The organism is Plantactinospora veratri (assembly GCF_036421995.1).
GTDB classification, from domain to species: Bacteria; Actinomycetota; Actinomycetes; order Mycobacteriales; family Micromonosporaceae; genus Plantactinospora; species Plantactinospora veratri.
In genome coordinates, this window is record NZ_JAZGQL010000001.1 from 21831 (window position 1) to 45900 (window position 24070).

A 24070-nucleotide genomic window follows, 5' to 3' on the forward strand; every position below is an offset into this window, starting at 1 on the left:
CGTAACGCAACCGTATCAATAGGACGCAACAGCCCGATTTGCGCTGGTGGGAGGGGGTGGGCACCGGGTAACGGACGTTCGCCGACAGACCCTGCCGAATTGCTGCCGGCCGATCACCGTTCCCGGCGTGAACATCGGCTACCGTGACGCTGTCACGGCGACCCGGCCCGGTGATGCGGTCACGGTGCCCACGAGGTTGCGGAGGAGCGCATGCTGACCCTGGGCGAGGTCCATACCGGACTCCTACAGAACTCCAGCTCGCTCTCACTGGAGAACACCGCCCAACTCCTCGACCTCCTGGTCGGCCAGCGGGTCCGCCGGTCCGAGCGCCCGATCGCGTACGCGGTCTCGCCGGACCAGCTCACCGGGGTCGACTGCCGGCTGCCGACCCGGTCCGGCAGCCGTACCCGGGGGGTGGGGACGGTGGTCTCGCACGCGGCGGTGACCGGCGGGCACGTCTTACAGGGCTCCACCTACACCCGGCTGGACCGGGCGGCCAGCAACCGCCGGCTGATCTGGTCGCACTACCTGTCCCGGCCCGGTTGGGTGGAGACGATCGGCAAGGTCGACATCCGGGACGTCGCGCAGGGCTTCCTCGGCCCGACCTACCAGCCGCAGACGCTCAACCTCGGTGCGATCAGCGCCCGGCTGATCGACGGGGTGCAGAGTTCCCCCCGGCTGGATCGGCGCCCGCCGTTCCGGACCAAGCGCACCCGGCTGCGCTGGGCGGTGCTGCCGGCCGCCGAGCCGGGCACCGAGGCGCACGGAAAGTTCCGGATCGAGTCCGACACGCTGCGTACCCTGGAGTTGACCGCGCCGCAGGAGGTCGTGCCGGCGCTGGTGGAGTTCTGCGAGGACCTCGCCCTGCACGACTGGCTGCTCACCACGCTGCTGTCGCTGATCGAGTTCAGCCTCACCGGGCCGGGCACCCGGACGCAGAAGATCGACCGGCTGCGGCCGGCGATCGACTGTCTGCTGCACCTCTGGATGCCGGCCGCCCGGCTCGACGAGTCGGTGCTGCCGGTGTGGCGGGATCTCGAACACCGGCCGGGGTTCACCCGGCAGTGGCAGACCTCGGTGACCCGGATCCGCGACCAGGTGACGCTGAGCACCATCGCCCTGCTGGAGGCGCCGTCCCGCTGACCGCGTGTGCCGTCCGCCGCGCACGAGGCCGTCCCGCTGACCGTCGGCGCCGTCGGGTCGAGCCGGACGGTCGGTCACCGGGCGCCGGGCGGCCGGGCGGAGAGTTCCCGCCAGGTGTCGGGTCCGGTCAGCAGCGTCCGGACCACGTCGTACGCCGCGTCCTCGCTGTCGAACTCGTAGAACCGGGAGATCCCCTCGGCCCCGCCCGCGCGCTGCTCCACGTGCCACTGGTCGGCATCCGCCCGGAGGTAGACGTCGCGCCGGGCCAGGCGCCCCCACTTGCCGTTCCACCAGTGCTTTCGTTGCTCCATGCCGGGACCTTATCGAACGTACGTTCGAGAAGATCACCGGGTGCCGGACCGTCACCCTGGCAGGTGACGGTCCGGGGGTTCAGGGGCGGCGCTGAGCCGGCGGGTACTGCTGGCCGAACCGCTCGTCCGGGCCCTCGGGGTGCCGGTTCGGTGCCTCCCGGCCGGCGGCGACCAGCGCGTCACGGATCTCGGTGAGCAGCTTGATCTCCTCGCTCGGCGCGGCCGGCGCCGGCTCCTCGCCCCGCTGGCGCCGCTCGGCGAGCCTGTTCAGCGGAAGGACCACCAGGAAGTAGAGCACGGCGGCGGTCATCAGGAAGGTGATGGTGGCGTTGAGGAAGGCCGCCCAGTCGACCTCGGCCTTGTTCGGCAGGGTCCAGGTGCCGGCCTTGATGCCCGTGCCGCCGCCGAACATGGTGATCAGCGGCTTCAGGAACGAGTTGGTGAACTGGGTGACCAACCCGGTGAAGGCCGCGCCGATGACCACGCCGACGGCGAGGTCGACGACGTTGCCCCGCATGATGAAGTCTTTGAAGCCCTTGAGCATTGGCGTCTCCAGGTTGCCGGATTCGTGTCGGTCGACAACCTAGTGCCCAGTGCCGGGCGGACGAAAAGCGGCGGGCGTCGGCTCGGGACCGCCGGGTGACGCCGTCAGTCGGCGGCGGTGGGACCGCCGGCCACCGCCTCGTCCACCGTGGCGTGCGTCTGGAGCACCTCCACCAGGCCACTCACCTCCAGGATGCGCAGCACCCCCCGACGCGGCGCGGCCAACCGGACCATCCCGCCGGCCTCGTCGGCGCTGTTCCGGGCGCGGACGAAGACGGAGAGTCCGGTGGAGTCGCAGAACGTCAGCTCGGCCAGGTCGAAGACCAGCCGGGTGTGCCCCTTCTCCAGCAGGTCCGTGATCTGGTCCTGCAGTTGCGGCGCGGTGGCCATGTCGAGTTCGCCCGCGACCGACACGACGACGACGTCGGCCCGCTCCTCGGTGTGCACCGTCAGGGACATTCGCGACCTCCTGGGATATCGGTCGAACCGTACTCCACAACCGGCCCGGTATGCATGACGGGCGGCGGAAGTCGGCCGTCGGACCGCCGTACCGGCACCGGCGGGAGTGATCCGCTCTGCGCGAACAGGGGTTACCGGAGCCCGTCCGAGCCGGGCACCATCGCGGGATGCGAACTCTCGTCCTCGGCGGCACCGTCTTCCTCGGCCGGGCCGTCGCCCGGCAGGCCCTCGCCGCCGGCCACGACGTCACCTGCGCCGCCCGGGGCTCCTCCGGGGACCCGGTGGACGGTGTCCGCTTCGTCCGGGTGGACCGCGCCGACCCGGCCGGCCTGGCCGCGCTCACCGGCGAGTTCGACGCGGTCGTCGACGTGGCGAGGCACCCTGCCCACGTCCGGCACGCGGTGGCCGCGCTCGCCGGCCGCGTGGGGCATTTCACGTTCGTCTCGACCGGCTCGGTGTACGCGGACACCGCCACCGTCGGGCAGCGGGTCGACACCGCCCCGCTGCTGGCACCCGCGCCCCGGGACGCGGAGGACCCGGAGCTGTCCGCCGAGGCGTACGGCGCCTGCAAGGTGAGCTGTGAGCAACTCGTGACGGAGGCGTTCGGTGCCGAGCGGGTCTTCGTCTGCCGGGCCGGGCTGATCGTCGGGCCGGAGGACCCGAGCGGGCGCTTCGAATACTGGGTCCGGCGGGCGGCCCGGGGTGGCGAGGTCCTCGCGCCCGGCTCGCCGGACGACGCGGTGCAGCTCGTGGACGTACGTGACCTGGCGGCCTGGATCGTCGCGGCCGCCGAACGCGGGCTCACCGGCACGTACGACGGCACCGGCGCGCCGACGACCAGGGCCGCGCTGCTGGCCGGCGTACTCCCGGACGGCGCCGCCCTGAGCTGGGTGCCGCAGGAGTTCCTGGCGGAGCAGGGGGTGCAGCCCTGGTCCGGTCCCCGGTCGCTGCCGCTGTGGCTGCCGGTGCCGGAGTACGCCGGCTTCCTCAGCCGCGACGTGTCCCCGAGCCTGGCGGCCGGGCTGCGGACCCGGCCACTTGCCGAGACGGTCCGGGACACCAGCGCCTGGCTGGCCACGGCCGGCCCGGAGGCGGGCCGGCGGATCGGTCTCACCGAGGCCGAGGAGGCCGAGGTCCTCGCCGCCTGGCAGGCCCGCTGACCCGGTCGGTCCGGTGCACCGGACGGCTATCCGGTGCGGACCTGGATTCCGGGTGAGGTGGCGGCGGCACGCAGCCGGAGCCGGACGATCCGGGCATCGGGCGGGATGTCGTAGACCACCGCTCCGGTGACCCGGTTGCCGGGGTTGATCTCGCTGAGGAAGCTGACCTGGTCGGCGTTGGCCAGCAGTCCGGCGGAACTGTCCACCCCGAACCGCTGCCCCGCCGGCCCGTACGCGATCTGCAGGCTGTCCTGGAAGGTCACCGGTCGGGTGCCCAGGTTGCGTACCGCGAGGTCGACCAGGCAGAACTGGCCGACCGCGAGTTGGCTGACCAGCGGGTCGCCGACCTCGGTGAAGCCGCAGCGCACCGCCTGCACCTGGAACTCCAGGTCGCCGTCCCGGGCCGCCTGGTTGAGGCCGACGACCCGGGGGGCCGGGTCGCGCAGCCCGGTGTAGAAGTCCGGCCCCCAGGCCAGCGCGATCACCGCGGCGGCCACGCAACAGCAGGAGAGCACTGCGGCGACGAGGCCGAGTACGAACCACCACCGACGGTCGGTCTGGCGGACGAACTCGGGAGCCCGTGCGGTGCCGCCGGGCGGCGGTCGGCCCGGCTGCGGCCCGGTTCCGGCTTCCGGCGTGGCCGGTTGGGGTGCCCAGATCGGCGGCTGCGGCGGCGTCGGCGGGGGGTAACCGCTCAGCGGCGGGGTGGAGACCCGGGTCTCCGGCGTGGACCAGTCCGGTGGTGGCGGCGCCCCGCCTTCGGGGCGTGGTGGGGAGGGCGGGCCTGTGCCGGGCGCGATCGTGTCGGGATAGCGGCCGGTCAGCGGTAGCGGATCCGGGACCTCGTCGATCGTCGCCCCGGCCGCCGGATCCGGGGTCGGCTCCCGGGTCGGCCCCTCCGGCGGCGGAGGATCGATCGCCCAGTCCCACGGCTGGGCGACCGGCTCGGCCGGGCGCTCCCCGGCCGGCGGCGGCTCGCCGGAACCGCCGCCGGGCCGGTACGGCTGCTCGCCGGGCTGGTCGGGGCTGGTCATCGCGATTCCTCGTATCCTCCAGGGTCTTTGAAAAATAGTAGGCTTTAGTGGTATTCATCCCGGTAGGGATCGTCATCTTGCTCCCCGCAGGCGGGGCGGGACGGGGCGGCGGAACCGCTCCGGGGCGCCGTCCGAGCGGCAGTGGCAGGATGATCGGGTGGATCTCGTTACCGTCGATGACGTACGGGCCGCGGCGGGGGACCTGACCGGTGTGGTGCTGCGTACGCCGCTGCTGCCCTGCCGCTGGGACGACCAGCTCTGGCTGAAGCCGGAGAGCCTGCAACCGGTCGGCTCGTTCAAGCTGCGTGGCGCGACGCACGCGGTGGCCCGGCTCGACGCCGACCGGCGCGCCCGGGGCGTGGTCACGCACTCCTCCGGCAACCACGGGCAGGCGCTCGCCTACGCCGCCCGGTCCCGGGGAGTGCCGTGCACCGTCGTGATCCCCGAGGGCGCTCCGGCGGCAAAGGTCGACCAGGTACGCGCCCTCGGTGCCGAGGTACGCATGGTCGCCCCGGCCGACCGGCTGGCGGTCGCCGAGGCGATCGCCGCCGAGCAGGGACGGACCCTGATCCCGCCCTTCGACAACCGGCGGATCATCGCCGGTCAGGGCACCATCGGGCTGGAGGTGTTGGCGGACCTGCCGGAGCTGGACGTGCTGCTGGTGCCGGTCGGCGGGGGCGGGCTCTCCTCCGGGGTCGCGACCGCGGTCAAGGCGCTGCGCCCGGCTGCCCGGGTCATCGGGGTCGAGCCGGCGCTCGCCGCCGACGCCGCCGAGTCGCTGCGCAGCGGCGAACTGCGGCAGTGGGAACCGGCCCGGACCTATCGGACCAGCGCGGACGGGCTGCGGACCAACCTCTCCGCGCTGACCTTCGCACACCTGCGCGCCCGGCTGGACGGCATCGTGACGGTCAGCGAGGAGGAGATCGCCGCCGCGACGACCCGGTTGGTCCGGGACGCCCGGCTGGTGGTGGAGCCGAGCGGCGCGGTGGCCACCGCCGCCCGGATGTTCCACGCCGCCGAGCTGCCCGCCGGGCGTACGGTGGCGGTGGTGAGCGGCGGCAACGTCGACCCGGCGGTACTGGCGGCCGCCGCCGGCCGCCCCGACCCGGCCTGACGACGTGTCGACGCGGCCCGACCGGGTCGGTCGGCGGTGTTCCCTACATTGGAACCATGGCTGACCGGACCGGTGCGAGCGCCTCGGACAAGACGTTCGCGGTGTTGGAGGCACTGGTCGAGCACAGCCGGCTGACCGACATCGCGGCGGCGACGAACCTGCCGAAGGCGACCGTGCACCGGATTCTCCAGGTGATGGTCGAACGCGGGCTGGCCCGGCCCGCCGGCAACGGGGACTATTTCACCGGCCCCCGGATGCTCGCGCTGGCCGGCCGGGTGATGCACCGGCTGGACCTGCCCGCCCGGGTACGTCCCGAGCTGGAGGAACTGCAACGGCGCACCGGCCGTACGGTGCACCTGGCGCTGCTGCACGGTGACGAGGCGGTCTATGTGGCCAAGGTGGAGGCGGGCAAGCCGTACCAGCTCGCCTCCCGGGTCGGGATGAGCCTCGACCTGCACAGTACGTCGATCGGCAAGGCCGTCCTGGCGACCCTGGACGACGACCGGGTGGTGGCGCTCGTCGAGCGGACCGGGCTGCGCCGGCACACTCCGGGGACGATCGTCGAGGTCGGGAAACTGCTCGCCGAACTCGCCACGGTCCGGTCCCGGGGTTGGGCCGAGGACCACGAGGAGAACGAGCCCGGGGTCTCCGCGACCGGCGCCGCGGTGTACGACCACGCCGGGCACGTGATCGGCGGGGTGAGCGCGGCGACGCTGAGCTATGAGGCGGCTGACCAGCCGGCGGAGGAGGTGGGCCGGCAGGTGGTCGAGGCGGCCGGGCAGGTATCCCGGGCCCTCGGGGCCCGTACCGGCCTGGGCTGACCGGCCGGCGTACCGGAATCGGGGGACACTCGGGATCCATCGACCGGGGTAGAGTGCGTCCGGCGGCGGCGGGGTGTGCCGCCGGAATTTCTTCGGGGGAACCCGGAAGTTCGTCGGGGGACGTGGTGACCCAACATCCGGCGGATCGGCTCGCCGCCCAGCAGGCCGATCGGCGACTCGGCCGAGGGCTGCTGATCGGGCTGCTCGCCGTACTGCCGATCGTGCTGGTGCTGATCTGGGCGAGCTCCGGCCCCGACGAGTCGGACGTCTACACGGCGGCCCAGAACACCGCGTACGAGTTGGAGCGGACTCCGGTCCAGGGACTGGGGCTCACCGTTTTCGACGTCCAGGAGGCGGCGACGGCGGGCAACCGCGGCAGCGGCGGCCGGTACTCCCGAAGCGTCCTCTCGAAGATGCGGGTCGAGAGCGCGGGAGAGGATTCCCGTGGCGACCTGTACGAGTTCACCGACGACTACGGCGACCACGCGGTCTGCCTGGCGCTCCAGGTCGAGATCGACCTGACCGACCAGTCGCCGTCGTTTCCCACCGTCACGGTGAGCAGGGGAGCCTGCTGAGCCGTCGGGGCCGGCCCGGAGCAGTGGCCCGGACACCCTGCTGAGCCGCACCGTCCGGTTCGGACGTCCACAGGTCTCCACTGTCCAGAGCCCCACTCGACGCCGAATTGTTTCCGACTGGTTGCGCCGTACGAGGTTGACGGTCAGACTGTGACGAAGGTAACCGTGGAACGGCGTTCCGCAAGACGGAACGGCCGTGCTCTGGGGGTGACACCAGATGGCGGGTGGCGGGGAACGGAACCGGATCGACGACGACAGCACGGCGGCGCACTCTCCGCCGTCCTGGTCGACCGCGCCCACCAGCCGCACGCCGGACCACCCTGGAACACCGGCCGGCGACGACGTGACCCCGGTCGCCGTACCCGCCGACGAGCTGGTGGAGATCGCCGCCCGGATCCTCGCCACCGCCGGCAGCCCGGAACCGACCGCCCGGGCCGTCGCCGTCTCGCTGGTCGAATCCGACCTGGTCGGGCACGACTCGCACGGGGTACGCCGGCTGGTGCCGTACCTCGACGCGGTGCGCGGCGGCATGATCGATCCGTCGGCCGAGCCCGTCATCCGACGCCGGCACCGGGCCACCGCCGTCGTCGACGGCCGGCGCGGATTCGGCCAGCTCGCCGCCCGGCTGGCCGTCACCGAGGCCCGCGAACTCGCCCGGGAGTACGGCGTCGGCGTGGTGACGATCGGCAACTGCAACCACATCGGCCGGCTCGGCGAGTACGTGCAGACGCTCGCCGAGACGGACGCGGTCGGGCTGGCGTTCTGCAACATCGACCCGACCGTCGCCCCCTACGGCGGCCGGGAGCGCCGGCTCGGCACCAACCCGCTCGCCTGGTCGGCGCCCCGGGCCGACGGGCGACCACCGGTGGTCGTCGACTTCGCCACCTCCGCGATCGCCGAGGGCAAGCTCGCACTCTCGCTGGCCCGGCAGGAGCGGGTCGGCACCGGCCTGCTGGTCGACGCGGAGGGCCGCGACTCCACCGATCCGGCCGACTTCTACACCGGAGGCGCGCTGCTGCCGTTCGGCCAGCACAAGGGCTACGGCCTCAGCGTGATGATCGAGATCGTCGGCGGGCTGCTCTCCGGCGCCGGAGTGTCCAGCCTGCCCGGCTACGACAACACCAACGGCACCGTACTGATCGCCATCGACATCGGGACCTTCGTGCCGGTCTCCGGGTTCCGGGACCGGTCGGAGGAGTTCTGCCGACTGCTCGGCGACACCGCGCCCGCCGTCGACATCGATCCCGGCCCGGACGGCGTGCTGGTGCCCGGCGAGAAGGAGGCGCGGACCCGCGCCACCCGGATCTCCGCCGGGATCACGCTCGCCCCGTCCACCTGGCGCGAACTGGCCGAGCTGCCGGGCGGGCCCGAGCTGCCCGGCGTACCCGTACCCCACCCCCGAAGCCGCGCCGACCGCGCGGCCCCCTCGCCCGAGGAGAACGCTGATGACAACACCGGTGGACCCCGCGCCCCCGCCTGAGCCCGAAACCACCCCCACCCCCTCCGACCAGGAGCGCACCCCACCTGCCGAGCTGCGCCGGGTCGTCTCGGCCTCGCTGGTCGGCACCGCCCTGGAGTGGTACGACTTCTTCATCTACGGCACCGCCGCCGCGCTGGTCTTCGACAAGATCTTCTTCCCGGAGGCCGATCCGGCCGTCGGCACGCTCGTCGCGTTCGCCACCTTCGGGGTGGCGTTCCTGTTCCGGCCGGTCGGCGGCTTCTTCTTCGGCCGGCTCGGTGACCGGATCGGCCGGCGCTCCACGCTGATCATCACGACCCTGGTGATGGGCATCGCGACCGGGCTGATCGGCCTGCTGCCGACGTACGACCAGATCGGGGTCTGGGCGCCGATCCTGCTGGTGTTGATGCGGATCTGCCAGGGGCTCGGCGCCGGAGCCGAGTTCGGCGGCGCGTCGACCCTGCTCGCCGAGCACGCCCCACCGGAGCGGCGCGGCTACTACGCCTCGTACGCCCAGACCGGGGTGCAGATCGGTCTGGTGCTCGGTACGGTCTCGTTCCTGCTGGTCGGAATGCTCCCCGACGACCAGCTCGAATCCTGGGGCTGGCGGATCCCGTTCCTGGCCAGCTTCCTGATGATCTTTGTGACCGTCTACGTACGGCTCCGGGTCACCGAGTCGCCGGTGTTCCGCCGGATGGAGCGCAGCCGCACCGTGGTCCGGACGCCGATCATGGACACCCTGAAGATGTACCCCCGCAACTTCCTGGTCGGGATCGGGGCGCACATCTGCGACACCGCGATCGTCTACATCTTCGCCACCTTCAGCGTCGCCTACCTGACCAACGAACTCGACCAGCCGCGCTGGGTGGCGCTGACCGGCGTGATCCTGATGGGGCTGGTGGTGATCGCGGTCCAGCCGATCTACGGCGCGCTCTCGGACCGGATCGGCCGCAAGCCGCTCAACCTGTTCAGCGTGGTCTTCACCGCCGCCTTCGCCTTCCCGTACTTCTGGCTGCTCAACACCGAGGTGACCGGGCTGATCTGGCTGGCGCTGATCATCGCCGGTGGCATCGGCTTCGCACCGATGATCGCCGTACAGCCGGCGTTCTACGCGGAACTGTTCGGTGCCGGAGTCCGGTACACCGGCTTCGCCGCCTCCCGGGAGATCGGCGCCGCCATCTCCGGCTTCTCCCCGCTGGTCGCGGCGGCACTGCTCGGCGCCGCTGACGGCTCACCCTGGCTGGTCGCACTCTGGATCATCTTCACCGCCGTCGTGTCGCTGGTGGCGTTCCTGGTCGCCCGGGAGACCCGGACGATGGACATCAACGCCGTGCATGCGTACCAGGAGGGGCCGGAAGCCGGTCCGGGAGCGACGCCGCCGGCGGCCTCCACCCCGGTGGAGACGGCGCGATGAACCTGGAGAAGACCGTGGCGGTGGTGACCGGCGGCGGCACCGGGATCGGCCGGGCGGTGAGCCTGGCGCTGGCCCGGGCCGGCGCGGACGCCGTGGTGGTCAACTTCAGCCGGTCCCGGGCCGAGGCCGAGGAGACGGCGGAACGGGCCCGGGAGTGGGCCGGCCGGTCCCGGGCGCTCGCCGCCGACGTCACCGACGACGTCCAGGTCCGCGCGATGGCCGAGCAGGTGGTCGCGACCTTCGGCCGGGTCGACGTGCTGGTCAACAACGCCGGTGGTACCCGGGCGGTCGAACACCCCGACCTGGACGGGCTGACCGACGACATCTGGCGGGACGTGCTCGACCTCAACCTGCTCGGCGCGTTCCGCTGCGCCCGCGCCTTCGCCCCCGCACTGCGGGAATCCGGCGGTGCGATCGTGAACATCTCGTCGATCTCCGGCTACCGGGCCGGCGGCTCCTCGATCGCGTACGGGGTGAGCAAGGCGGCGATGCTCCAGCTCACCCGCAACCTGGCGGTGGCGCTCGCCCCCGAGGTACGGGTCAACGCGGTGGCACCCGGCACGGTGCAGCACACCCGCTGGCAGCCCGGCCTGCACGGCGAGCAGGAGTTCGCACGGCGCAGTGCCCGGGAGCGGGAGACGGTGCCGCTGCGCCGCACCGCCGACCCGGAGCACGTGGCACAGGCGGTGCTGGGACTGCTCGGCATGGACATGGTCACCGGCGAGGCGGTCATCGTGGACGGCGGCAAGCACGTCGTCTACTAGTTCGCGGGGCGGGGTGGAGTTAACTCCACCCCGCCTCTAGACCTGACGCTCCTGACCATCCGGACCGGCGCTGGTGTGCTCGACTGGTGACCACAGCCACCGCCGCCACGGCCTCCCGGACCCGCATCCCCGACCTCGACGCACTGCGCGCCTTCGCGCTGCTCGGCATCCTCGTCGTCAACATCACCTTCGTCGCCACCGGCTACAGCATGAACGTCACCGACCCGGCGTACGACTCCTGGCTGGACGACGCGGTCCGCTGGCTCAACCTCAGCTTCTTCGGGATGAAGTTCTACCTGCTCTTCTCGTTCATGTTCGGCTACAGCTTCGTGCTCCAGACCCAGGCGGCGGCGCGGGCCGGAGCGGAGTTCCGGCCCCGGATGGTACGGCGGCTGCTCGGCCTGCTCGCCCTCGGCGCGGTCAACATGGTCTTCCTGATCAGCGGGGACATCCTCACCGTCTACGCACTGCTCGGCGCGGTCCTGCTGGCTATGCGCGGGGTACGGGACCGTACCGCGCTGATCGTCGCCGCCGCGCTCTACGGCTATCTGCTGCTGGGCATCGGGTCGAGCATCCTCTTCCTCGACATGTCGAGCTACTTCGACCACGCCAGTCAGGTCGCCGCCGCACAGGAGTCGGCCGCCAACCTGGCCGGCGGGTTCGGCTCGGTGGTGCACGAGCACATCGCGATCCTGCCGCTCTACGGCCTCTCCCAGTTGACCGTGCAGGGTCCGACCACGCTGGCGATGTTCCTGCTCGGCATGGTCGCCGCCCGACGGCGGGTGCTGGTCGGGCTCACCGGCCGGGAGGCGTGGCTGCGGACCGTCCAGCTCGTCGGCTTCCCGGTCGGGATCGCCGGTGGCGTGGCCTACGCCTCGCTCGGCGGCAACGGCAACACCCTCGGGGTGTTGGTGAGTGCGATGACCGCGCCGCCGCTGGCCGCCGCGTACGCCGCCACGCTGATCCGGGTGGTGCACAGCGAACGTGGCCGGTGGCTCGGCACGACGTTGGCCCCGGCCGGCCGGATGGCGCTCTCGAACTACCTCGGTCAGTCCGTCGTCACGCTGCTGATCTTCACCGGTGTCGGCTTCGGCCTGGTGGGTCAGGTGTCACCGCTGGAGATGATGCTCTTCGCGGTCGCCATCTTCGCCGGCCAGGTGATGGTCAGCCGCTGGTGGCTGGAGCGGCACGGACACGGCCCGGCCGAGTGGCTGCTGCGCTGGTTCACCAACGCCGAACGCCCCGCCTGGCGGCGCCGCCGCCAGCTCAGCCAACCAGAGGTCGGGTAGCCGTCGGGCAGGTCAGATGCGACGGATCGGGAGCCGGGCGATCCGGCGGGAGGCGGGTCGCCCGGCGCTGTCGCCCGGAACCGGCGGAGTCCATGCCGCCGACCTGGTGTTGCTGCCCCGGGGTGGGGCGAGAGCGGGCGTCGGCTCGCGACCGGGCGTCCGGTTGGACGCGTCGGGGCAGCGCCAGCGGAGTCCGCACCGGCAGTAGCGCCAGAACCGCCGCCAGTCCCGGCGGTGTCGGGGCGCCAGCGGTACCGGTCGAGGTGCCCGTCGTGGCCAGCTCATCGTTCGGCCTCCAATCGTCGCGGCGGCTGCTGGAAGCGGGGGCCGCCCCCGAGGCGGGGGAGGCGTTCCGGGGGCGGCTCCCGCGCGGTTCCGTCCGGGCCGGACCAGCACCGAACGGTTCCGCTGCCGACACTCTGGACGGACGGTGCCTACGTTCGGTAGACATTGCGGGACACTGGGCGACCGTCCGACTTGTCGGGTGTGATCGGGTAGCCCCGGGCCGGATGTGGAGGGAGCGTGGGCAGGTCATGGGCATGCTGGCAGACTTCTTGATCGCGGAGCTTCGGGCGGCCCGGGCGGCCCGGAAACTGAACCAGGACGAGTTCGGCAAGATTGCCAACTACTCCGGGTCGCACGTGAGCGCGGTCGAGACCGGCGGCCGGCCACCGACCGAGGACTATGTCGCGGCGGTCGACGAGGGGCTCCAGACCGGCGGCATCTACAGCCGACTGCTCGCCAAGGTCACCGCCTTCGACGACGCACCGGTCTGGCTCCGTCCGTGGTTGGAGTACGAGCGCGAAGCGGTCGCCCTGCGCGCCTGCAACCCGCTGCTCATCCCCGGCCTGCTCCAGACGGAGGCGTACGCACGGGCCGTGATGGAAACGGCGTTGTCCGGCACGGAAGACATGGAAAAGCGGCTCGCGCTGCGGCTGGAGCGGCAACGTGCCGTTTTCGAGCAGGACGACCCGCCGTTGACGACCTTCGTGATCGGCGAGGCGGCACTCCGCGTCGGTGACCCGAAGGTGCTGCGTGAACAGCTCGAACACCTGCTCCAGCTCAGTGCGCGTCCCCGCGTCATCGTGCACGTCGTGCCAGCGACGACCGGACTCTGGCTCGGGCAGTCCGGGCCGTTCGTGATCGCGTCCTTTGAGGGCCCGGACGTCGCGTTCCTGGAGGACCACCTACAGGGGCGGGTGGTCACGGATCCCAGGGCGGTTGCCGCCCTACAGCGGTCGTGGGAGATTGTCAGGGCGGTCGCGCTGCCGCGTGACCTCTCCAGGGACCTGATTCTGAAGCTGGTGAACGAGCCGTGACCACCGAACAGCGCTGGAAGAAGTCGAGTCGGAGCAACGCGCAGGCCGAGTGCGTGGAGGTTGCCGACGATCTGGACGGGGCGGTCGGCGTACGGGACTCGAAGGATCCGTCCGGGCCGGTACTGGCCTTCGCTCCCGCCGCGTGGCGGGCGTTCCTTCGTGAGCTACCCGCGCGCTGACTACGACGGGCCGCGCAGGTGGTGGCTGACGTCACCGAGGAAGTCCGTGCTGACCTGCCGTTCCACGAAGCGCCACCCGAGGTCACGCCGTTCGAAGCGGTCCCGGTAGCGCCCGCTCGCCACCGCCTGCAACGGAAAGTCCGGCAGTGCCTGGAAGACGGTGAAGTAGGAACGCGCCATGGCGGTGCCGCTCGCCTCGTCGACCTCGGCGAGGACGTTCGTGGTCACATGCCTGGTACGCGGCGTCCCGTCGTCGTACAGCACCAGCGTTTCCCGGGTCAGCCGCTGCACCGCGTCCCGGCCGTCCAGCGTCTCGCGGTCGTCCAGGGTGAGCCGGGCGTCGGCGAGAAGGTCGGCGAGCCCGGCGAAGTCTCCGGTGTCCACCAGTTCGGCGTACCGGGCTATCAGGTTTTCGATCGCCCGGTGACTGGGCAGCTCGACGGGTGGGGCGTCGGCGAAGCGGTCGGTGTCCATCTGGTTGCCTCCGGGCAGGTGAAACGCCGGGCGGAGGTGGCCGAGGTCAACTCTACTGTCGCGGGTCGGTCTCGACGGTGCGGAAGCGTCAAGACCCGTGGGCGGACCTGTCGGGCGGTTCGCCGATCACTGGTTCGCGGTCGTGCGCGACGTCGTCGGCGCGGTCACGTCGGCGAGTGCGGCCAGTACGGCGGCGACGGCGGGCGGGTCGGGTGGTTCGCCGTAGGTGGCGGCGTGGATCTGCCGGCGGAAGCCGGTCAGTTCGGTGGCGTGGATGTCGGGCCGGCGATGGGCCTGGAGCGCGAGGCCGGGCAGGATGGCGACGCCTGTACCGGCGGCGACCAGGGCTTGCACGACGACCATGTCGTCGCTGAGTGAGGCGATTCGGGGGGTGAAGCCCGCTCGCCGGCACGCGGCGGTCAGCTCCTCCTGGCACCGTGCGCACCGCCGATCCAGGCGGAGTGGCGGTGGTTCGCGAGGCTGTCGTCGGGTCGCTGGCTGATCAGGTGGATCGGATCGTCGCCGAGGTGGCGGAGGCGGAATCCGTCGCCCTCGACCGGGGCGTCGGCGTGCCGGAAGACGAGTGCGACATCGATCTCGCCGTGTCGCAGCATCTGCAACGCTTCGACCGGGTGACGGTCGATCAGGCTCAGTTCGAGTCCGGGGTGCGCCTGGGCCAACGTGATGGCCGCCCTGGGCACGATTGTGCTCAACGCCGACGCGTTGGCGGCCAGCCGGACCCGCCCGGACCGCAGGCCGACCTGTGCGGCGAGTTCGCTGGTCGCCGCGTCGACCCGTCCCACGATCTCGGCGGCCCGGTCGGCCAGCAGTCGCCCTTCCGGGGTCATCCGGATGCCACGACCGATCCGCTGCACGAGCCTGACGCCGGTGGCCGCCTCCAGGCGGGACAGGTGGTGGCTCACCGACGGTTGGGAGTAGTGCAGCTCTCTCGCCGCTTCGGTCACGGACTCGTGCCGGGCCACCGCAGCCAGGACCTTGAGGTGGACCAGGTTCAGCATTGATCAAAGATATCAATGGGTCTGCCACGGGATTGGCATTGGACGTCATGTCATGGCTGTTGAATGCTGATGTTCCGGACAGGAACCGCACCGCGAGGGCGACGGCAGGTCGCGCCAGGAGGACAGGCAATGACCGCACATATCGGCAAGGTGGTCTGCGGCATCACGATCTCGGTCGACGGGTACTCGGCCGGGCTCAACCAGACCGAGGAACGCCCGTTCGGCGAGGACGGCGGCGACGGCTGGGGCGACAAGCTGCACGCCTGGTTCACCGACGCGCCCGAGGAGAGCAGGGCCGAGATCGACCAGATGATCGCGGCCAAGGCGTTCATCATGGGCCGCAACATGTTCGGTCCGGTGCGTGGCGAGTGGGATCGGCAGTGGAACGGCTGGTGGGGCGAGAACCCGCCGTACCACGCGCCGGTGTTCGTGCTCACCCACCACCCGCGCGAGCCGCAGCCGATGGAGGGCGGTACCACGTTCCACTTCGTCACCGACGGGATCAGGTCGGCACTGGCGCAGGCGCGCGAAGCGGCCGGTGACGGCGAGGTCGCGATCATGGGCGGCGCGACGACCGTCAACCAGTACCTCGCCGCCGGCCTGATCGACGAGTTGCGGCTGCACATCGCGCCGCTCACGCTCGGCGCCGGTACGCGGCTGTTCGAGGGCGTCCCGCCGCTGAAACTGGAGCAGGTGAAGTCACGGGCGACGAGCCTGGTCACGCACGTGACCTACCGCGTGCTGTCCTGAGCTGGTGGGCGCGGCACATCCGCCCCCGCAAACGGCGCGACACCGCGGCCGGTACGGTGGGGCCGGGAATACGACGACCGGCCCCACACCGGGACTCGGTGCGGGGCCGGGGTCGCGGCGGGTCGGCGTGCCGCCGCGCGTCCGAGGGGTCAGGCGCGCCGCCACTTCTGGTTCGCGCCGCCCGTGCACTCCCAGAGCTGGAGCTTGGCGCCGTTGGCGGTGCTCTGGTCGCGTACGTCTACGCACTTGTTCGCCTGCGGGTTCACCAGGTCGCCTGCCCCGCTCAGCACGAACTGCTGGGCGGGGTTGCCGTTACAGCCGACGATCTGGATGTTGGCACCGTTGGCCGTCGAGCCGTTCGCCACGTCCATGCACTTGCCCATCGCCCGGACCGTGCCGCCGGTGAAGGTCCAGCTCTGCGCGGCGGTGCCGTTGCAGTCCCAGATCTGCAACTGGGTGCCGTCGGCCGGGTTGGCGCCGGGGATGTCGATGCACTTGTTGCCGATCCCGACGATCCGGTTGCCGGTACCGGGGTTGCCGCCACCGGTGTTCCAGGCCCAGACCCGGACGTAGTCGACCAGCATCTGCTGCGGGAACGTGGTGCTGGCGTCGGGGTAGCCCGGCCAGTGGCCGCCGACCGCGATATTCATGATCATGAAGAACGGGTGGTCGTAGACCCAGCGGTTGCCGTTCAGGTCCGCCGGGGTCTTGCGGCCGTACTGGATGCCGTCGACGTACCAGGTGATCGAGTCCGGTGCCCAGTCCACCGTGAAGGTGTGGAAGGCGTCGGCGAACGCCTGGCCGCCGGGGAGCGTGTAGCGGGAGCTGATCGCGCTGCCGCCGGAGTAGCCGGGGCCGTGCAGCGTGCCGTACACGTTGCCGGGCTCGCGGCCGATGTTCTCCATGATGTCGATCTCGCCCTGGTCGGGCCAGGGCATGCCGCCGAGCATCCAGAACGCCGGCCAGATGCCCTGGCCGCGCGGCAGCTTCATCCGGGTCTCGAACCGGCCGTAGGTCTGGCTGAAGCGGTCCGCGGTGAGCAGCCGCGCCGAGGTGTACTCGCAGCGGCCGTAGTGGCACTGGTAGTTGGCCGGGTTCTCCCGGCGGGCGGTGATCACCAGGTTGCCGTTGCCGTCGTGCGCGGCGTTGCTGGTGCTGTTGGTGTAGTACTGCTGCTCGTTGTTGCCCCAGCCGCCGCCGCCGATGTCGTACTTCCACTTGCTGCCGTCGGGCGGGGTGCCGGCTGCCGCGTTGAACTCGTCGCTCCAGGTGAGCGCGCCCGGCTCAGCGACGGCCGGGCTCGGTGGGGTCACCACCAGCGTCGCGGCCAGCAGGGCCAGGACGAGGGTGGCTCGGCGTGTACGCATGTCAATGTTTCTACGCCAGAGAGCGCTTTCTTGCAAGGTTGTTAACTAAAACAAAAGTGATTGGCAGACTCGCGCTACCGGCCGGCGACACCGAGCCGGTCGAGGATCCAGGCCGCGACGAACGCCTCCTCCCGCCAGGAGTCGTAGCGCCCGCTCGGGCCGCCGTGCCCGGCACCCATCTCCGTCTTGAGCAGGTACGACCCCTGCGGGGCGACCGCCCGGAGCCGGGCGATCCACTTCGCCGGCTCGTGGTAGAGCACCCGGGTGTCGTTCAGGCTGGTGACGGCGAGGATCGGCGGGTAGTCCTGCGCGGTGACGTTCTCGTACGGCGAATACGACTTCATGTACGCGTACACCTCGGGGTCGGCCAGCGGGTTGCCCCACTCCTCCCACTCGGTGACGGTCAACGGCAGCGACGGGTCGAGGATCGAGTTGAGCGGGTCGACGAACGGCACCTGCGCGACGATCCCGGCGAAGGCGTCCGGGGCGATGTTGGCCACCGCGCCCATCAGCAGCCCGCCGGCCGAGCCGCCCCGGGCCACCAGCCGGTCCGCCGAGGTCCAACCGGCCTTGACCAGGTGCCGGGCGGTCGCCACGAAGTCGGTGAAGGTGTTCTTCTTGGCCAGCAGCTTGCCGGTCTCGTACCACCGGCGGCCCAGCTCGCCGCCGCCGCGCACGTGCGCGATCGCGAAGACCACACCCCGGTCCAGCAGGGAGAGCCGGGGGATCGAGAACCACGGGTCCATGCTGGCCTCGTAGGAGCCGTAGCCGTAGAGGACGCAGGGCGCCGAGCCGTCCCGGGGCGTGCCCGCCCGGCAGACCAGCGAGATCGGCACCCGGGTCCCGTCGTCGGCCAGCGCCCAGTCCCGGTGCTGCTCGTAGTTCGCCGGGTCGAAGTCGCCGAGCACCGGCTTCCGCTTGCGCAGCACCATCTCCCGGGTCACGAGGTCGTAGTCGTAGACCGAGTCGGGGGTGGTCAGCGAGGCGTAGTGCAGCCGCACGCTGGTGGTCTGGTATTCGGGGTTGCTGTCCAGCCCGACGGCGTAGAGCGGCTCCGGGAAGTCGATGTCGTACGACTCGGTGCTGCCGACCGGCAGCACCCGGATCCCGGTCAGCCCGGCCGTACGCAGCGACACCACGATGTGGTTGGCGAAGGCGTCGACCGCCTCCAGCCGGGTGCCCGGTTCGTGCTCGATCATCGGCACCCAGTCCCCGGGCGCGTCCGCCGAGGTGTACGCGAGCGCGAAGTCCTCCGCACCGTCGTTGTGCAGGATCAGGAACCGGTGCCCGTGGTGCTCGATCGAGTATTCGACGCCCTGCCGCCGGGGCGCGATCACCGCCGGCTCACCGGTCGGGTTGCCGGCCGGGATGACGCGTACCTCGCTGGTGACCTTGCTCTGCGAGTCGATGACGACGAAGTTCTCCGAGCGGGTCAGCCCGACGCCGACCCAGAACCGCTCGTCGTCCTCCTGGTAGACGATCTCGTCGGTGTCCGCCGCCGTACCGACGGTGTGCCGCCAGACCCGGTAGGGCCGCCAGCTCTCGTCGACGGTCAGATAGAACAATGTGGAGCCGTCGGCCGACCAGGCACTGCCGTAGAAGGTGTTCGGCACCTCGTCGGCGAGCACCTCGCCGGTGGTCAGGTCCTTGACCCGCAGCGCGAACCGCTCGTCACCGGCGAAGTCGGTGGAGTAGGCGAGCCAGCGCCCGTCCGGGCTGACATCGAAGGTGCCGAGCGCGAAGAAGTCGTGCCCCTGCGCCAGCGCGTTGCCGTCGAGCAGGATCTCCTCACCGGGCAGCGGCGCGCCGTCGGACGGCATCGGCGGAGTCGTCTCGCCGTCGCGTACCGCCCGGCGGCAGTGGATGCCGTACTGCTGGCCTTCGACCGTCCGGGTGTAGTACCAGTGGCCGTTCTTGCGGGTCGGCACCGATAGATCGGTTTCTTTGGTCCGCCGCTTCGTCTCGTTGAACAGCGTCTCCCGCAACAGGCCGAGCCGGGCCGTGGTCTGCTCGGTGTAGCTGTTCTCCGCGGTCAGGTAGCCGATCGTGTCCGGGTCGTCCTTGTCGGCGAGCCAGGCGTACTCGTCGATCACCGTGTCGTCGTGGTGGGTGCGCTCGGTCGGCACCTGCTTGGCGACGGGGGCGGCGGTCGTCTCAGTGGTCACCCGGTCACGTTACCCGTCCCGACCGGCCGGAGGGTGGCCGGTCCGAGCCGGACGTTGCCGAAAATTAGCACATGTGTACGATGACCAAGGTGGGGGAGATCTCGATAGAACGGCGCGGCGGCGCTGACATCGCACGGCGGCTGGCGGGCATCTGCGGTGCCCACTTCGCCCGGCCGGCGGGGGCGGCCGACGGGGTGGCCGGCACGGTGGCCCGCTGGGTCGCGGCGCCGGGCAACCCGGAGGCGGTCACCGAGGTGGTCCGGCTCGCCGCCGAACACGACCTGTCGGTGGTGGCCCGGGGGGCCGGCACCAAACTCGACTGGGGCATGGCCCCGTCGCAGGTCGACATCGTGCTGGACACCGGGCGACTCGCCGGGGTCTGGCAGCAGCCCGAGGACGAGCTGGTCGCCGAGATCGGTGCGGGCACACCGGTCCGGGCCGCCGCGGCGATCCTGGAGCGGACCGGGCGGCGACTGCCGATCGACGTGCCCTCGGTCGGCGCCACCGTGGGTGGCGTGGTCGCGGCCGACGAGAGCGGTCCACTCCGGCACCTGCACGGCCGACCCTGCGATCAGCTCGTCGGGGTCAGCTACGTCGACGCCTCCGGAGTGCTCGCGCACGCCAGGGCCGGCGCGACCGGCCGTTCCGGCGAGCGGTCCGGCCCGGTGCCGGCCGATCCCGACGTCACCCGGCTGCTCTGCGGGTCGCAGGGTGCGCTCGGCGTGCTGGTCTCGGCGACCCTGCGGGTGCAGCCGATCCCGGCGAGCCGCAATTGGGTGGTCCGTTCGGTCTGGACCCCGCTGGAGGTGCACGACCTGGTCCGGGCCGTCCTCGACGCCGAGTTGCGGCCGACCGCGGTCGAGGTCGACCTGCCCGGCGGCCGGACGCAGCCGGCCCGGCGCGACCTGCGGAGCCTCGGCTCCGGCGGGCACCTTCCGCCGGACGGTCCGGGTGCCACGGGGGCACCCGGCCCGTCCGGCCGGTCGTCGGCGCGTGGCTGGTTCGAGACGCCGGTCGGGCCGGTCGGCGGTTCCGGTGACCGGGCAGAGCCCGGGTCGGGTCGTGCGGTCGGGGTGCGCGGTCGGCCCGGGGAGCCCGGTGCCGGCACCCTGGCCGTACTCCTTGAGGGCGGGCCGGCCGAGGTGGCCGAGCGGGCGGCCCGGTTGACGGCGCTGCTCGGTGGCGACGCCCAGGTGCTCGGAGCGGCACCGGGGTGGTGGCGCCGCTATCCGTTCCGGCCCGACGAGGTCGCGCTGCGCATCGAGGTGCCGATCGGTGACCTGCACGCCGCCGTCTACGCGTTGCGGGACGCCGCCGGGGCGCCGGTGCCGGTACGCGGCTCGGCCGGCCTCGGTGTCGTGCACGCCGCGCTGCCGTCCGACGCGTCACCGGAGCGGGTCGGCGCCATCCTCGACGGCGTACGGGCGGTGCTTCGGGCCCGTTCCGGCCGCTGCGTGGTGGTCGCCGCGCCGCCCCGGATCCGGGAGGCGGTGGACCTCTGGGGCGAACTGCCCGACCTTCCGCAGTTGCGCCGGGTGAAGGAGCACTTCGATCCGGCCCGACGACTTGCCCCCGGGCGCTATCCGGGCGGCATCTGACCCCTGGGCGGGGGTGCGCCCGGCCCGGTCGGTTCACACCGACCGGGCCGGGCCTGGGATCAGCAGTTCGGCACCCCGGGCAGTTGTGCGGCGGGATGGTCGATGTAGATGTTGGTCATGAAGCCGTTCTGGTCCCGCAACCGGGACCACCAGTTGTTGGTGTAGCCCTCGGCGCTCACCGTGTCGCCCTGCTTCTGGCAGAGCACGTAGACCAGGGTGGGTCCGGCCAGCGTGGTCACCGTGGGGGCGGCGAGCCGGGCGTCGGAGCGTACCCGCACCCCGCTGCCCCAGGTCCAGAAGGCGGTGCCGCCACCGCACCCGTTGTCGCTGGTCAGATACCGCTGGTTGTACGAGCCGGGATAGGGCGCGAGCGAGCCGCCGTTGATCACGATGGTCTGGCCGACCCCGTTGTAGAGCTGCTCGTAGTGGATGTGTGCCCCGGTCGAGTTGCCGGTGCTGCCGGTGGTGCCGATCTGCTGGCCCTGGCCGACCGCGGCTCCGTCGGCCACCGAGAAGGCGGCGAGGTGGAAGTAGTACGTCGTCCAGCCGCCACCGTGGTCGATCACGATGTAGTTGCCGGCGCCACCGGCCTGGTAGTAGCGCCGGGCGGTGCCGCCAGCGGAGGCGAGCACCGGGGTGCCGGCGGTGGCGCCGCCGTCGGAGCGGACGAAGTCGAGCGCGAGGCGCACCTCGGCGCTGTGATGGCTGTAGGTCCAGCGCTGTCCACAGGGGAACGGCGCCTTGAAGACCGGTGCGGCGTGTGCGGGGGTCGCCGCCACCAGCGTCGCGGCGAGCGTGGTGCAGACGGTTGCCGTCAGGACGATGAGTAACCGGATCGATCGCAAGGGTTCCGTCCTTCCCGAGCGGGGGTGGGGGAACGGCCGGCCATTGCGTACGCAACGGAATGCTATCGAGCTGATCGGAACATGTAAATACTTACCCTAATGAATGTTCAGCCATGAAGGTTTCCTTCAGGTCTGTGGCTCGGCAGGGCGGTCAGCCGGTCGAGTCGTTGCGGAGTACCAGGATCGCGATGTCGTCCCGGGGCGACTCGACCGAGAAGTTGATCGCCGCCGCGCGCAGCCGGGCCGCCACCACGTCCGCCGAATAGCCGGCCAGCGGCGCCGCCGCGTCCCGCAGCCGCTCGGTGCCGAAGAGTTCCCGGCCGCGCCGCCGCTCGGTCACCCCGTCGGTGTAGAAGACCAGCGCGTCACCGGCGTCGAGCCGCACCTCGGCGACCGGCGAGGCGATCGAGTCGAGCAGGCCGAGCGCGGTACCCCCGGAACCCACGAACGACGCCCGCCCGTCGGCCCGGACCAGCACCGGCCGGTCGTGGCCGGCCAGATAGAGCGAGACGGTGAGCCGGCCGGTCCGGTCCCGGTCCACGGCGGCCAGCGCCAGGGTGCAGTACCGGCCGCCGCCCCGCTCCACCAGCGTGCCGTTGAGCCGGTCCAGCGCCTCCGGCAGCGGCTTGCCGTCACCGACCAACACCCGGATCACGTCCCGGACCAGCCCGGTCACCGCCGCCGCCTGCACGCCCTTGCCGGAGACGTCCCCGACCACCACCAGCCAGCGGTCCTCGGCCAGCGGCACGATGTCGTAGAAGTCGCCGCCCACCTCGGCCGCGTCCCCGGTCGGCACGTACTCGGCGCCGAACCCGATGCCGTCCACCACCGGCAGCACCGGCGGCAGCAGCGACTGCTGGAGGGTCTGCGCCACCTTGCGCCGCTCGTCGTGGATCCGGGCGTTCTCGATGGCCAGCGCCGCCCGCCGGGCCACGTCCTCCAGTACGGCGATCTCGTCCGGATCGTGCCGGTGCCGCTGGTGCCGGCCGACCGCCAGGGTGCCGAGCCGCTGCCCCCGGGCGACCAGCGGGATGGCGAAGCCGTCCATCGGGGCCCCGATCGGCACCTGCCCCTGGCTGCGTGACGCCTCGCGCAATCGGGACTGCACCGAGTCCGGACCGTCCTCGGAGAGCATCTTGTGCAACTGCGGCAGCACCGCCTCGTCGGCGTGGGTGGCGGCGGCCAGCTTCAACCGCCCCCACTCGTCGGTGACGTGCACCGCGCACCACTGCCCCAGCCGGGGCACCACGAGCTGCGGGATCAGCGCCATCGTCAGCTCGACGTCGAGCGACTGGGCGAGCAGTTCGCTCGCCTCGGCGAGGAAGGTCAGCCAGGTCTGCCGGCGTACGTCGGCCCGGCGCAGCCGGTCGTTCTCCAGGTGCAGGGAGAGCCGCTCGGCGACCAGCGCGGCGAGCGGGCGGGCGTACCCGGAGGGGGCGGCGTCGAGTTCCAGCTCCCCGGCGTACGGCCGGTGCACGGTCAACGGCACCCGGATCAGTTCGTCGCCGGGGCGGGGCTGCCGGCCGTACCTGGCGAGCAGTTGCCAGCCGGCGCCGTCGCCCCGGTCCAGGCGTACCGCACCGCCGGCGGCGCCGACCATGTCGCCGACCCGGACCAGCAGGTCGGTGGCGAAGGTGGGCAGCGGATCGTCGGCGTACGGGTCGGGGGCGGTCTGCATCAGCGCGCTCATCGCCCCGGCGGTCGGCGCGGACGGGCCGGGCGGGCCGCCGCCGACGGCGACGTTGTGCGCCGCCGTCTCCGCCGGGCGCTGTGCCGGATCGGCCGGGCCCTTGCGGTCCAGCCGGAACCAGACACCCTTGCCGGTGGCCTGGTGGGTGGTGCCCCACCGGCTGGCGAAGTGGTCGACCAGGAGCAGTCCCCGGCCCCGCTCGGAGACCTGCGAGATGTCCGTGAGGTCGTTCTTGGGTCTGGCCGTCACGTCGTCGATCGGTCCGGCCGCGAAGTCCGAGACCGTCACCGTCAGGCCGGAGGAGTCCGCGACGACCTCGATGTCCAGTTCGGTACGGGCGTGCTCGACCGCGTTGGTGGAGAGTTCCGTGGTGAGTAGCAGCGCCTCGTTGAGCAGTTCCTCGAGCGCCGCCTCGGCGAGTACCGACCGCACCAGGGCGCGCGCAGCCGCCGGGGTACGCCGGTCGGCGGGTAGCCGTACCCGGCGCAGTTGATCGCCCGTGCCCCCGCTGCCCGTCCCGCCGGTGCCCGTGCCGCCCGCCTCCGCTGACACCTTTCCTATCCTCCAGCGATCCGAGA

21 protein-coding genes and 2 pseudogenes are annotated in these 24070 nt (G+C 71.9%); 13 read left to right on the forward strand and 10 right to left on the reverse strand.

Annotated elements, in window-relative coordinates:
* Nucleotides 1–210: 210 nt before the first annotated feature.
* On the forward strand, nt 211–1143 hold the full coding sequence (locus tag V1634_RS00090; protein ID WP_331205651.1) for an SCO2521 family protein: 933 nt from the start codon (nt 211–213) through the stop codon (nt 1141–1143).
* A 74-nt stretch (nt 1144–1217) separates the two neighbouring features.
* Here the strand turns inward: V1634_RS00090 and V1634_RS00095 are convergent, their stop codons facing one another.
* The 3 genes from V1634_RS00095 to V1634_RS00105 form a co-directional block, all read right to left on the reverse strand.
* On the reverse strand, nt 1218–1454 hold the full coding sequence (locus V1634_RS00095; protein WP_331205652.1) for a hypothetical protein: 237 nt from the start codon (nt 1452–1454) through the stop codon (nt 1218–1220).
* A gap of 79 nt (nt 1455–1533) precedes the next feature.
* Nucleotides 1534–1998 carry a large conductance mechanosensitive channel protein MscL gene (mscL, locus tag V1634_RS00100; RefSeq protein WP_331205653.1) on the reverse strand — a complete coding sequence of 155 codons (465 nt, stop codon included), beginning with the start codon at nt 1996–1998 and terminating at the stop codon, nt 1534–1536.
* A 104-nt stretch (nt 1999–2102) separates the two neighbouring features.
* Entirely contained in the window at nt 2103–2456 is a 354-nt protein-coding gene (locus V1634_RS00105; RefSeq protein WP_331205654.1) for an STAS domain-containing protein, read from the reverse strand.
* Nucleotides 2457–2623: 167 nt separating this feature from the next.
* Between V1634_RS00105 and V1634_RS00110 the strand changes: the two genes are divergently transcribed.
* The gene (locus tag V1634_RS00110; RefSeq protein ID WP_331205655.1) at nt 2624–3616 is read left to right on the forward strand and encodes an NAD-dependent epimerase/dehydratase family protein; all 993 of its coding nucleotides are present in this window, start codon (nt 2624–2626) and stop codon (nt 3614–3616) included.
* A gap of 26 nt (nt 3617–3642) precedes the next feature.
* Here the strand turns inward: V1634_RS00110 and V1634_RS00115 are convergent, their stop codons facing one another.
* The gene (locus V1634_RS00115; protein WP_331205656.1) at nt 3643–4650 is read right to left on the reverse strand and encodes a DUF4352 domain-containing protein; all 1008 of its coding nucleotides are present in this window, start codon (nt 4648–4650) and stop codon (nt 3643–3645) included.
* 157 nt (nt 4651–4807) lie between these two features.
* Here V1634_RS00115 and V1634_RS00120 point away from each other — a divergent pair, with 157 nt between their 5' ends.
* From V1634_RS00120 to V1634_RS00160, 9 genes are all read left to right on the forward strand, one after another.
* Complete coding sequence (locus V1634_RS00120) at nt 4808–5764, forward strand: threonine ammonia-lyase (RefSeq protein ID WP_331205657.1); 957 nt, start codon at nt 4808–4810, stop codon at nt 5762–5764.
* A 56-nt stretch (nt 5765–5820) separates the two neighbouring features.
* Complete coding sequence (locus tag V1634_RS00125) at nt 5821–6585, forward strand: IclR family transcriptional regulator (RefSeq protein WP_331205658.1); 765 nt, start codon at nt 5821–5823, stop codon at nt 6583–6585.
* 125 nt (nt 6586–6710) lie between these two features.
* Nucleotides 6711–7160 carry a hypothetical protein gene (locus V1634_RS00130; protein ID WP_331205659.1) on the forward strand — a complete coding sequence of 150 codons (450 nt, stop codon included), beginning with the start codon at nt 6711–6713 and terminating at the stop codon, nt 7158–7160.
* A gap of 217 nt (nt 7161–7377) precedes the next feature.
* The gene (locus V1634_RS00135) at nt 7378–8640 is read left to right on the forward strand and encodes an Ldh family oxidoreductase (RefSeq protein ID WP_331205660.1); all 1263 of its coding nucleotides are present in this window, start codon (nt 7378–7380) and stop codon (nt 8638–8640) included.
* On the forward strand, nt 8606–10033 hold the full coding sequence (locus tag V1634_RS00140; RefSeq protein WP_331205661.1) for an MFS transporter: 1428 nt from the start codon (nt 8606–8608) through the stop codon (nt 10031–10033). Before V1634_RS00135 ends, V1634_RS00140 begins: the two co-directional genes overlap by 35 nt.
* Nucleotides 10030–10797, forward strand: coding sequence for an SDR family NAD(P)-dependent oxidoreductase (locus V1634_RS00145; protein WP_331205662.1), 768 nt, complete (start codon nt 10030–10032; stop codon nt 10795–10797). Before V1634_RS00140 ends, V1634_RS00145 begins: the two co-directional genes overlap by 4 nt.
* Before the next feature lie 86 nt (nt 10798–10883).
* Complete coding sequence (locus V1634_RS00150; protein WP_331205663.1) at nt 10884–12086, forward strand: DUF418 domain-containing protein; 1203 nt, start codon at nt 10884–10886, stop codon at nt 12084–12086.
* Nucleotides 12087–12625: 539 nt separating this feature from the next.
* Nucleotides 12626–13405 (forward strand): DUF5753 domain-containing protein, encoded by a 780-nt coding sequence (locus V1634_RS00155; protein ID WP_331205664.1) that lies wholly within the window; start codon nt 12626–12628, stop codon nt 13403–13405.
* Entirely contained in the window at nt 13402–13584 is a 183-nt protein-coding gene (locus V1634_RS00160; RefSeq protein ID WP_331205665.1) for a DUF397 domain-containing protein, read from the forward strand. Before V1634_RS00155 ends, V1634_RS00160 begins: the two co-directional genes overlap by 4 nt.
* On the opposite strand, the gene V1634_RS00165 is transcribed toward V1634_RS00160, so the two are convergent.
* Together V1634_RS00165 and V1634_RS00170 are read right to left on the reverse strand one after the other, a co-directional pair.
* A complete protein-coding gene (locus V1634_RS00165) occupies nt 13585–14058 on the reverse strand; it encodes a nuclear transport factor 2 family protein (protein ID WP_331205666.1) in 474 nt (157 codons plus the stop codon).
* A gap of 126 nt (nt 14059–14184) precedes the next feature.
* A pseudogene (locus tag V1634_RS00170) lies at nt 14185–15077 on the reverse strand (LysR family transcriptional regulator).
* 129 nt (nt 15078–15206) lie between these two features.
* On the opposite strand from V1634_RS00170, the gene V1634_RS00175 reads away from it, so the two are divergent.
* On the forward strand, nt 15207–15827 hold the full coding sequence (locus V1634_RS00175; protein WP_331205667.1) for a dihydrofolate reductase family protein: 621 nt from the start codon (nt 15207–15209) through the stop codon (nt 15825–15827).
* Between the two features lie 149 nt (nt 15828–15976).
* Here V1634_RS00175 and V1634_RS00180 read toward each other — a convergent pair whose 3' ends face one another.
* Both V1634_RS00180 and V1634_RS00185 read right to left on the reverse strand, forming a co-directional pair.
* Nucleotides 15977–17194, reverse strand: coding sequence for a family 16 glycosylhydrolase (locus V1634_RS00180; protein ID WP_331205668.1), 1218 nt, complete (start codon nt 17192–17194; stop codon nt 15977–15979).
* Between the two features lie 74 nt (nt 17195–17268).
* Nucleotides 17269–19359, reverse strand: a complete 2091-nt coding sequence (locus V1634_RS00185) for a S9 family peptidase (protein ID WP_331205669.1) — start codon at nt 19357–19359, stop codon at nt 17269–17271.
* 80 nt (nt 19360–19439) lie between these two features.
* On the opposite strand from V1634_RS00185, the gene V1634_RS00190 reads away from it, so the two are divergent.
* The gene (locus V1634_RS00190) at nt 19440–20957 is read left to right on the forward strand and encodes an FAD-binding oxidoreductase (protein WP_331205670.1); all 1518 of its coding nucleotides are present in this window, start codon (nt 19440–19442) and stop codon (nt 20955–20957) included.
* 278 nt (nt 20958–21235) lie between these two features.
* Here the strand turns inward: V1634_RS00190 and V1634_RS00195 are convergent.
* Nucleotides 21236–21781, reverse strand: a pseudogene (locus V1634_RS00195) (M23 family metallopeptidase); the annotation flags it as partial.
* Nucleotides 21782–21953: 172 nt separating this feature from the next.
* The gene (locus V1634_RS00200; RefSeq protein ID WP_331205671.1) at nt 21954–24044 is read right to left on the reverse strand and encodes a SpoIIE family protein phosphatase; all 2091 of its coding nucleotides are present in this window, start codon (nt 24042–24044) and stop codon (nt 21954–21956) included.
* Nucleotides 24045–24070: the final 26 nt, after the last annotated feature.

Bases quoted from the DNA above. Each gene is read 5' to 3' on its own strand.
- V1634_RS00190 (WP_331205670.1), top strand. From the start codon at position 19,440: ATGACCAAGGTGGGGGAGATCTCGATAGAACGGCGCGGCGGCGCTGAC.
- V1634_RS00095 (WP_331205652.1), bottom strand. From the start codon at position 1,454: ATGGAGCAACGAAAGCACTGGTGGAACGGCAAGTGGGGGCGCCTGGCC.
- V1634_RS00175 (WP_331205667.1), top strand. From the start codon at position 15,207: ATGACCGCACATATCGGCAAGGTGGTCTGCGGCATCACGATCTCGGTC.
- V1634_RS00135 (WP_331205660.1), top strand. From the start codon at position 7,378: ATGGCGGGTGGCGGGGAACGGAACCGGATCGACGACGACAGCACGGCG.
- V1634_RS00125 (WP_331205658.1), top strand. From the start codon at position 5,821: ATGGCTGACCGGACCGGTGCGAGCGCCTCGGACAAGACGTTCGCGGTG.
- V1634_RS00145 (WP_331205662.1), top strand. From the start codon at position 10,030: ATGAACCTGGAGAAGACCGTGGCGGTGGTGACCGGCGGCGGCACCGGG.
- V1634_RS00140 (WP_331205661.1), top strand. From the start codon at position 8,606: ATGACAACACCGGTGGACCCCGCGCCCCCGCCTGAGCCCGAAACCACC.
- V1634_RS00105 (WP_331205654.1), bottom strand. From the start codon at position 2,456: ATGTCCCTGACGGTGCACACCGAGGAGCGGGCCGACGTCGTCGTCGTG.
- V1634_RS00180 (WP_331205668.1), bottom strand. From the start codon at position 17,194: ATGCGTACACGCCGAGCCACCCTCGTCCTGGCCCTGCTGGCCGCGACG.
- V1634_RS00155 (WP_331205664.1), top strand. From the start codon at position 12,626: ATGCTGGCAGACTTCTTGATCGCGGAGCTTCGGGCGGCCCGGGCGGCC.
- V1634_RS00165 (WP_331205666.1), bottom strand. From the start codon at position 14,058: ATGGACACCGACCGCTTCGCCGACGCCCCACCCGTCGAGCTGCCCAGT.
- V1634_RS00110 (WP_331205655.1), top strand. From the start codon at position 2,624: ATGCGAACTCTCGTCCTCGGCGGCACCGTCTTCCTCGGCCGGGCCGTC.
- V1634_RS00090 (WP_331205651.1), top strand. From the start codon at position 211: ATGCTGACCCTGGGCGAGGTCCATACCGGACTCCTACAGAACTCCAGC.
- V1634_RS00115 (WP_331205656.1), bottom strand. From the start codon at position 4,650: ATGACCAGCCCCGACCAGCCCGGCGAGCAGCCGTACCGGCCCGGCGGC.
- mscL (WP_331205653.1), bottom strand. From the start codon at position 1,998: ATGCTCAAGGGCTTCAAAGACTTCATCATGCGGGGCAACGTCGTCGAC.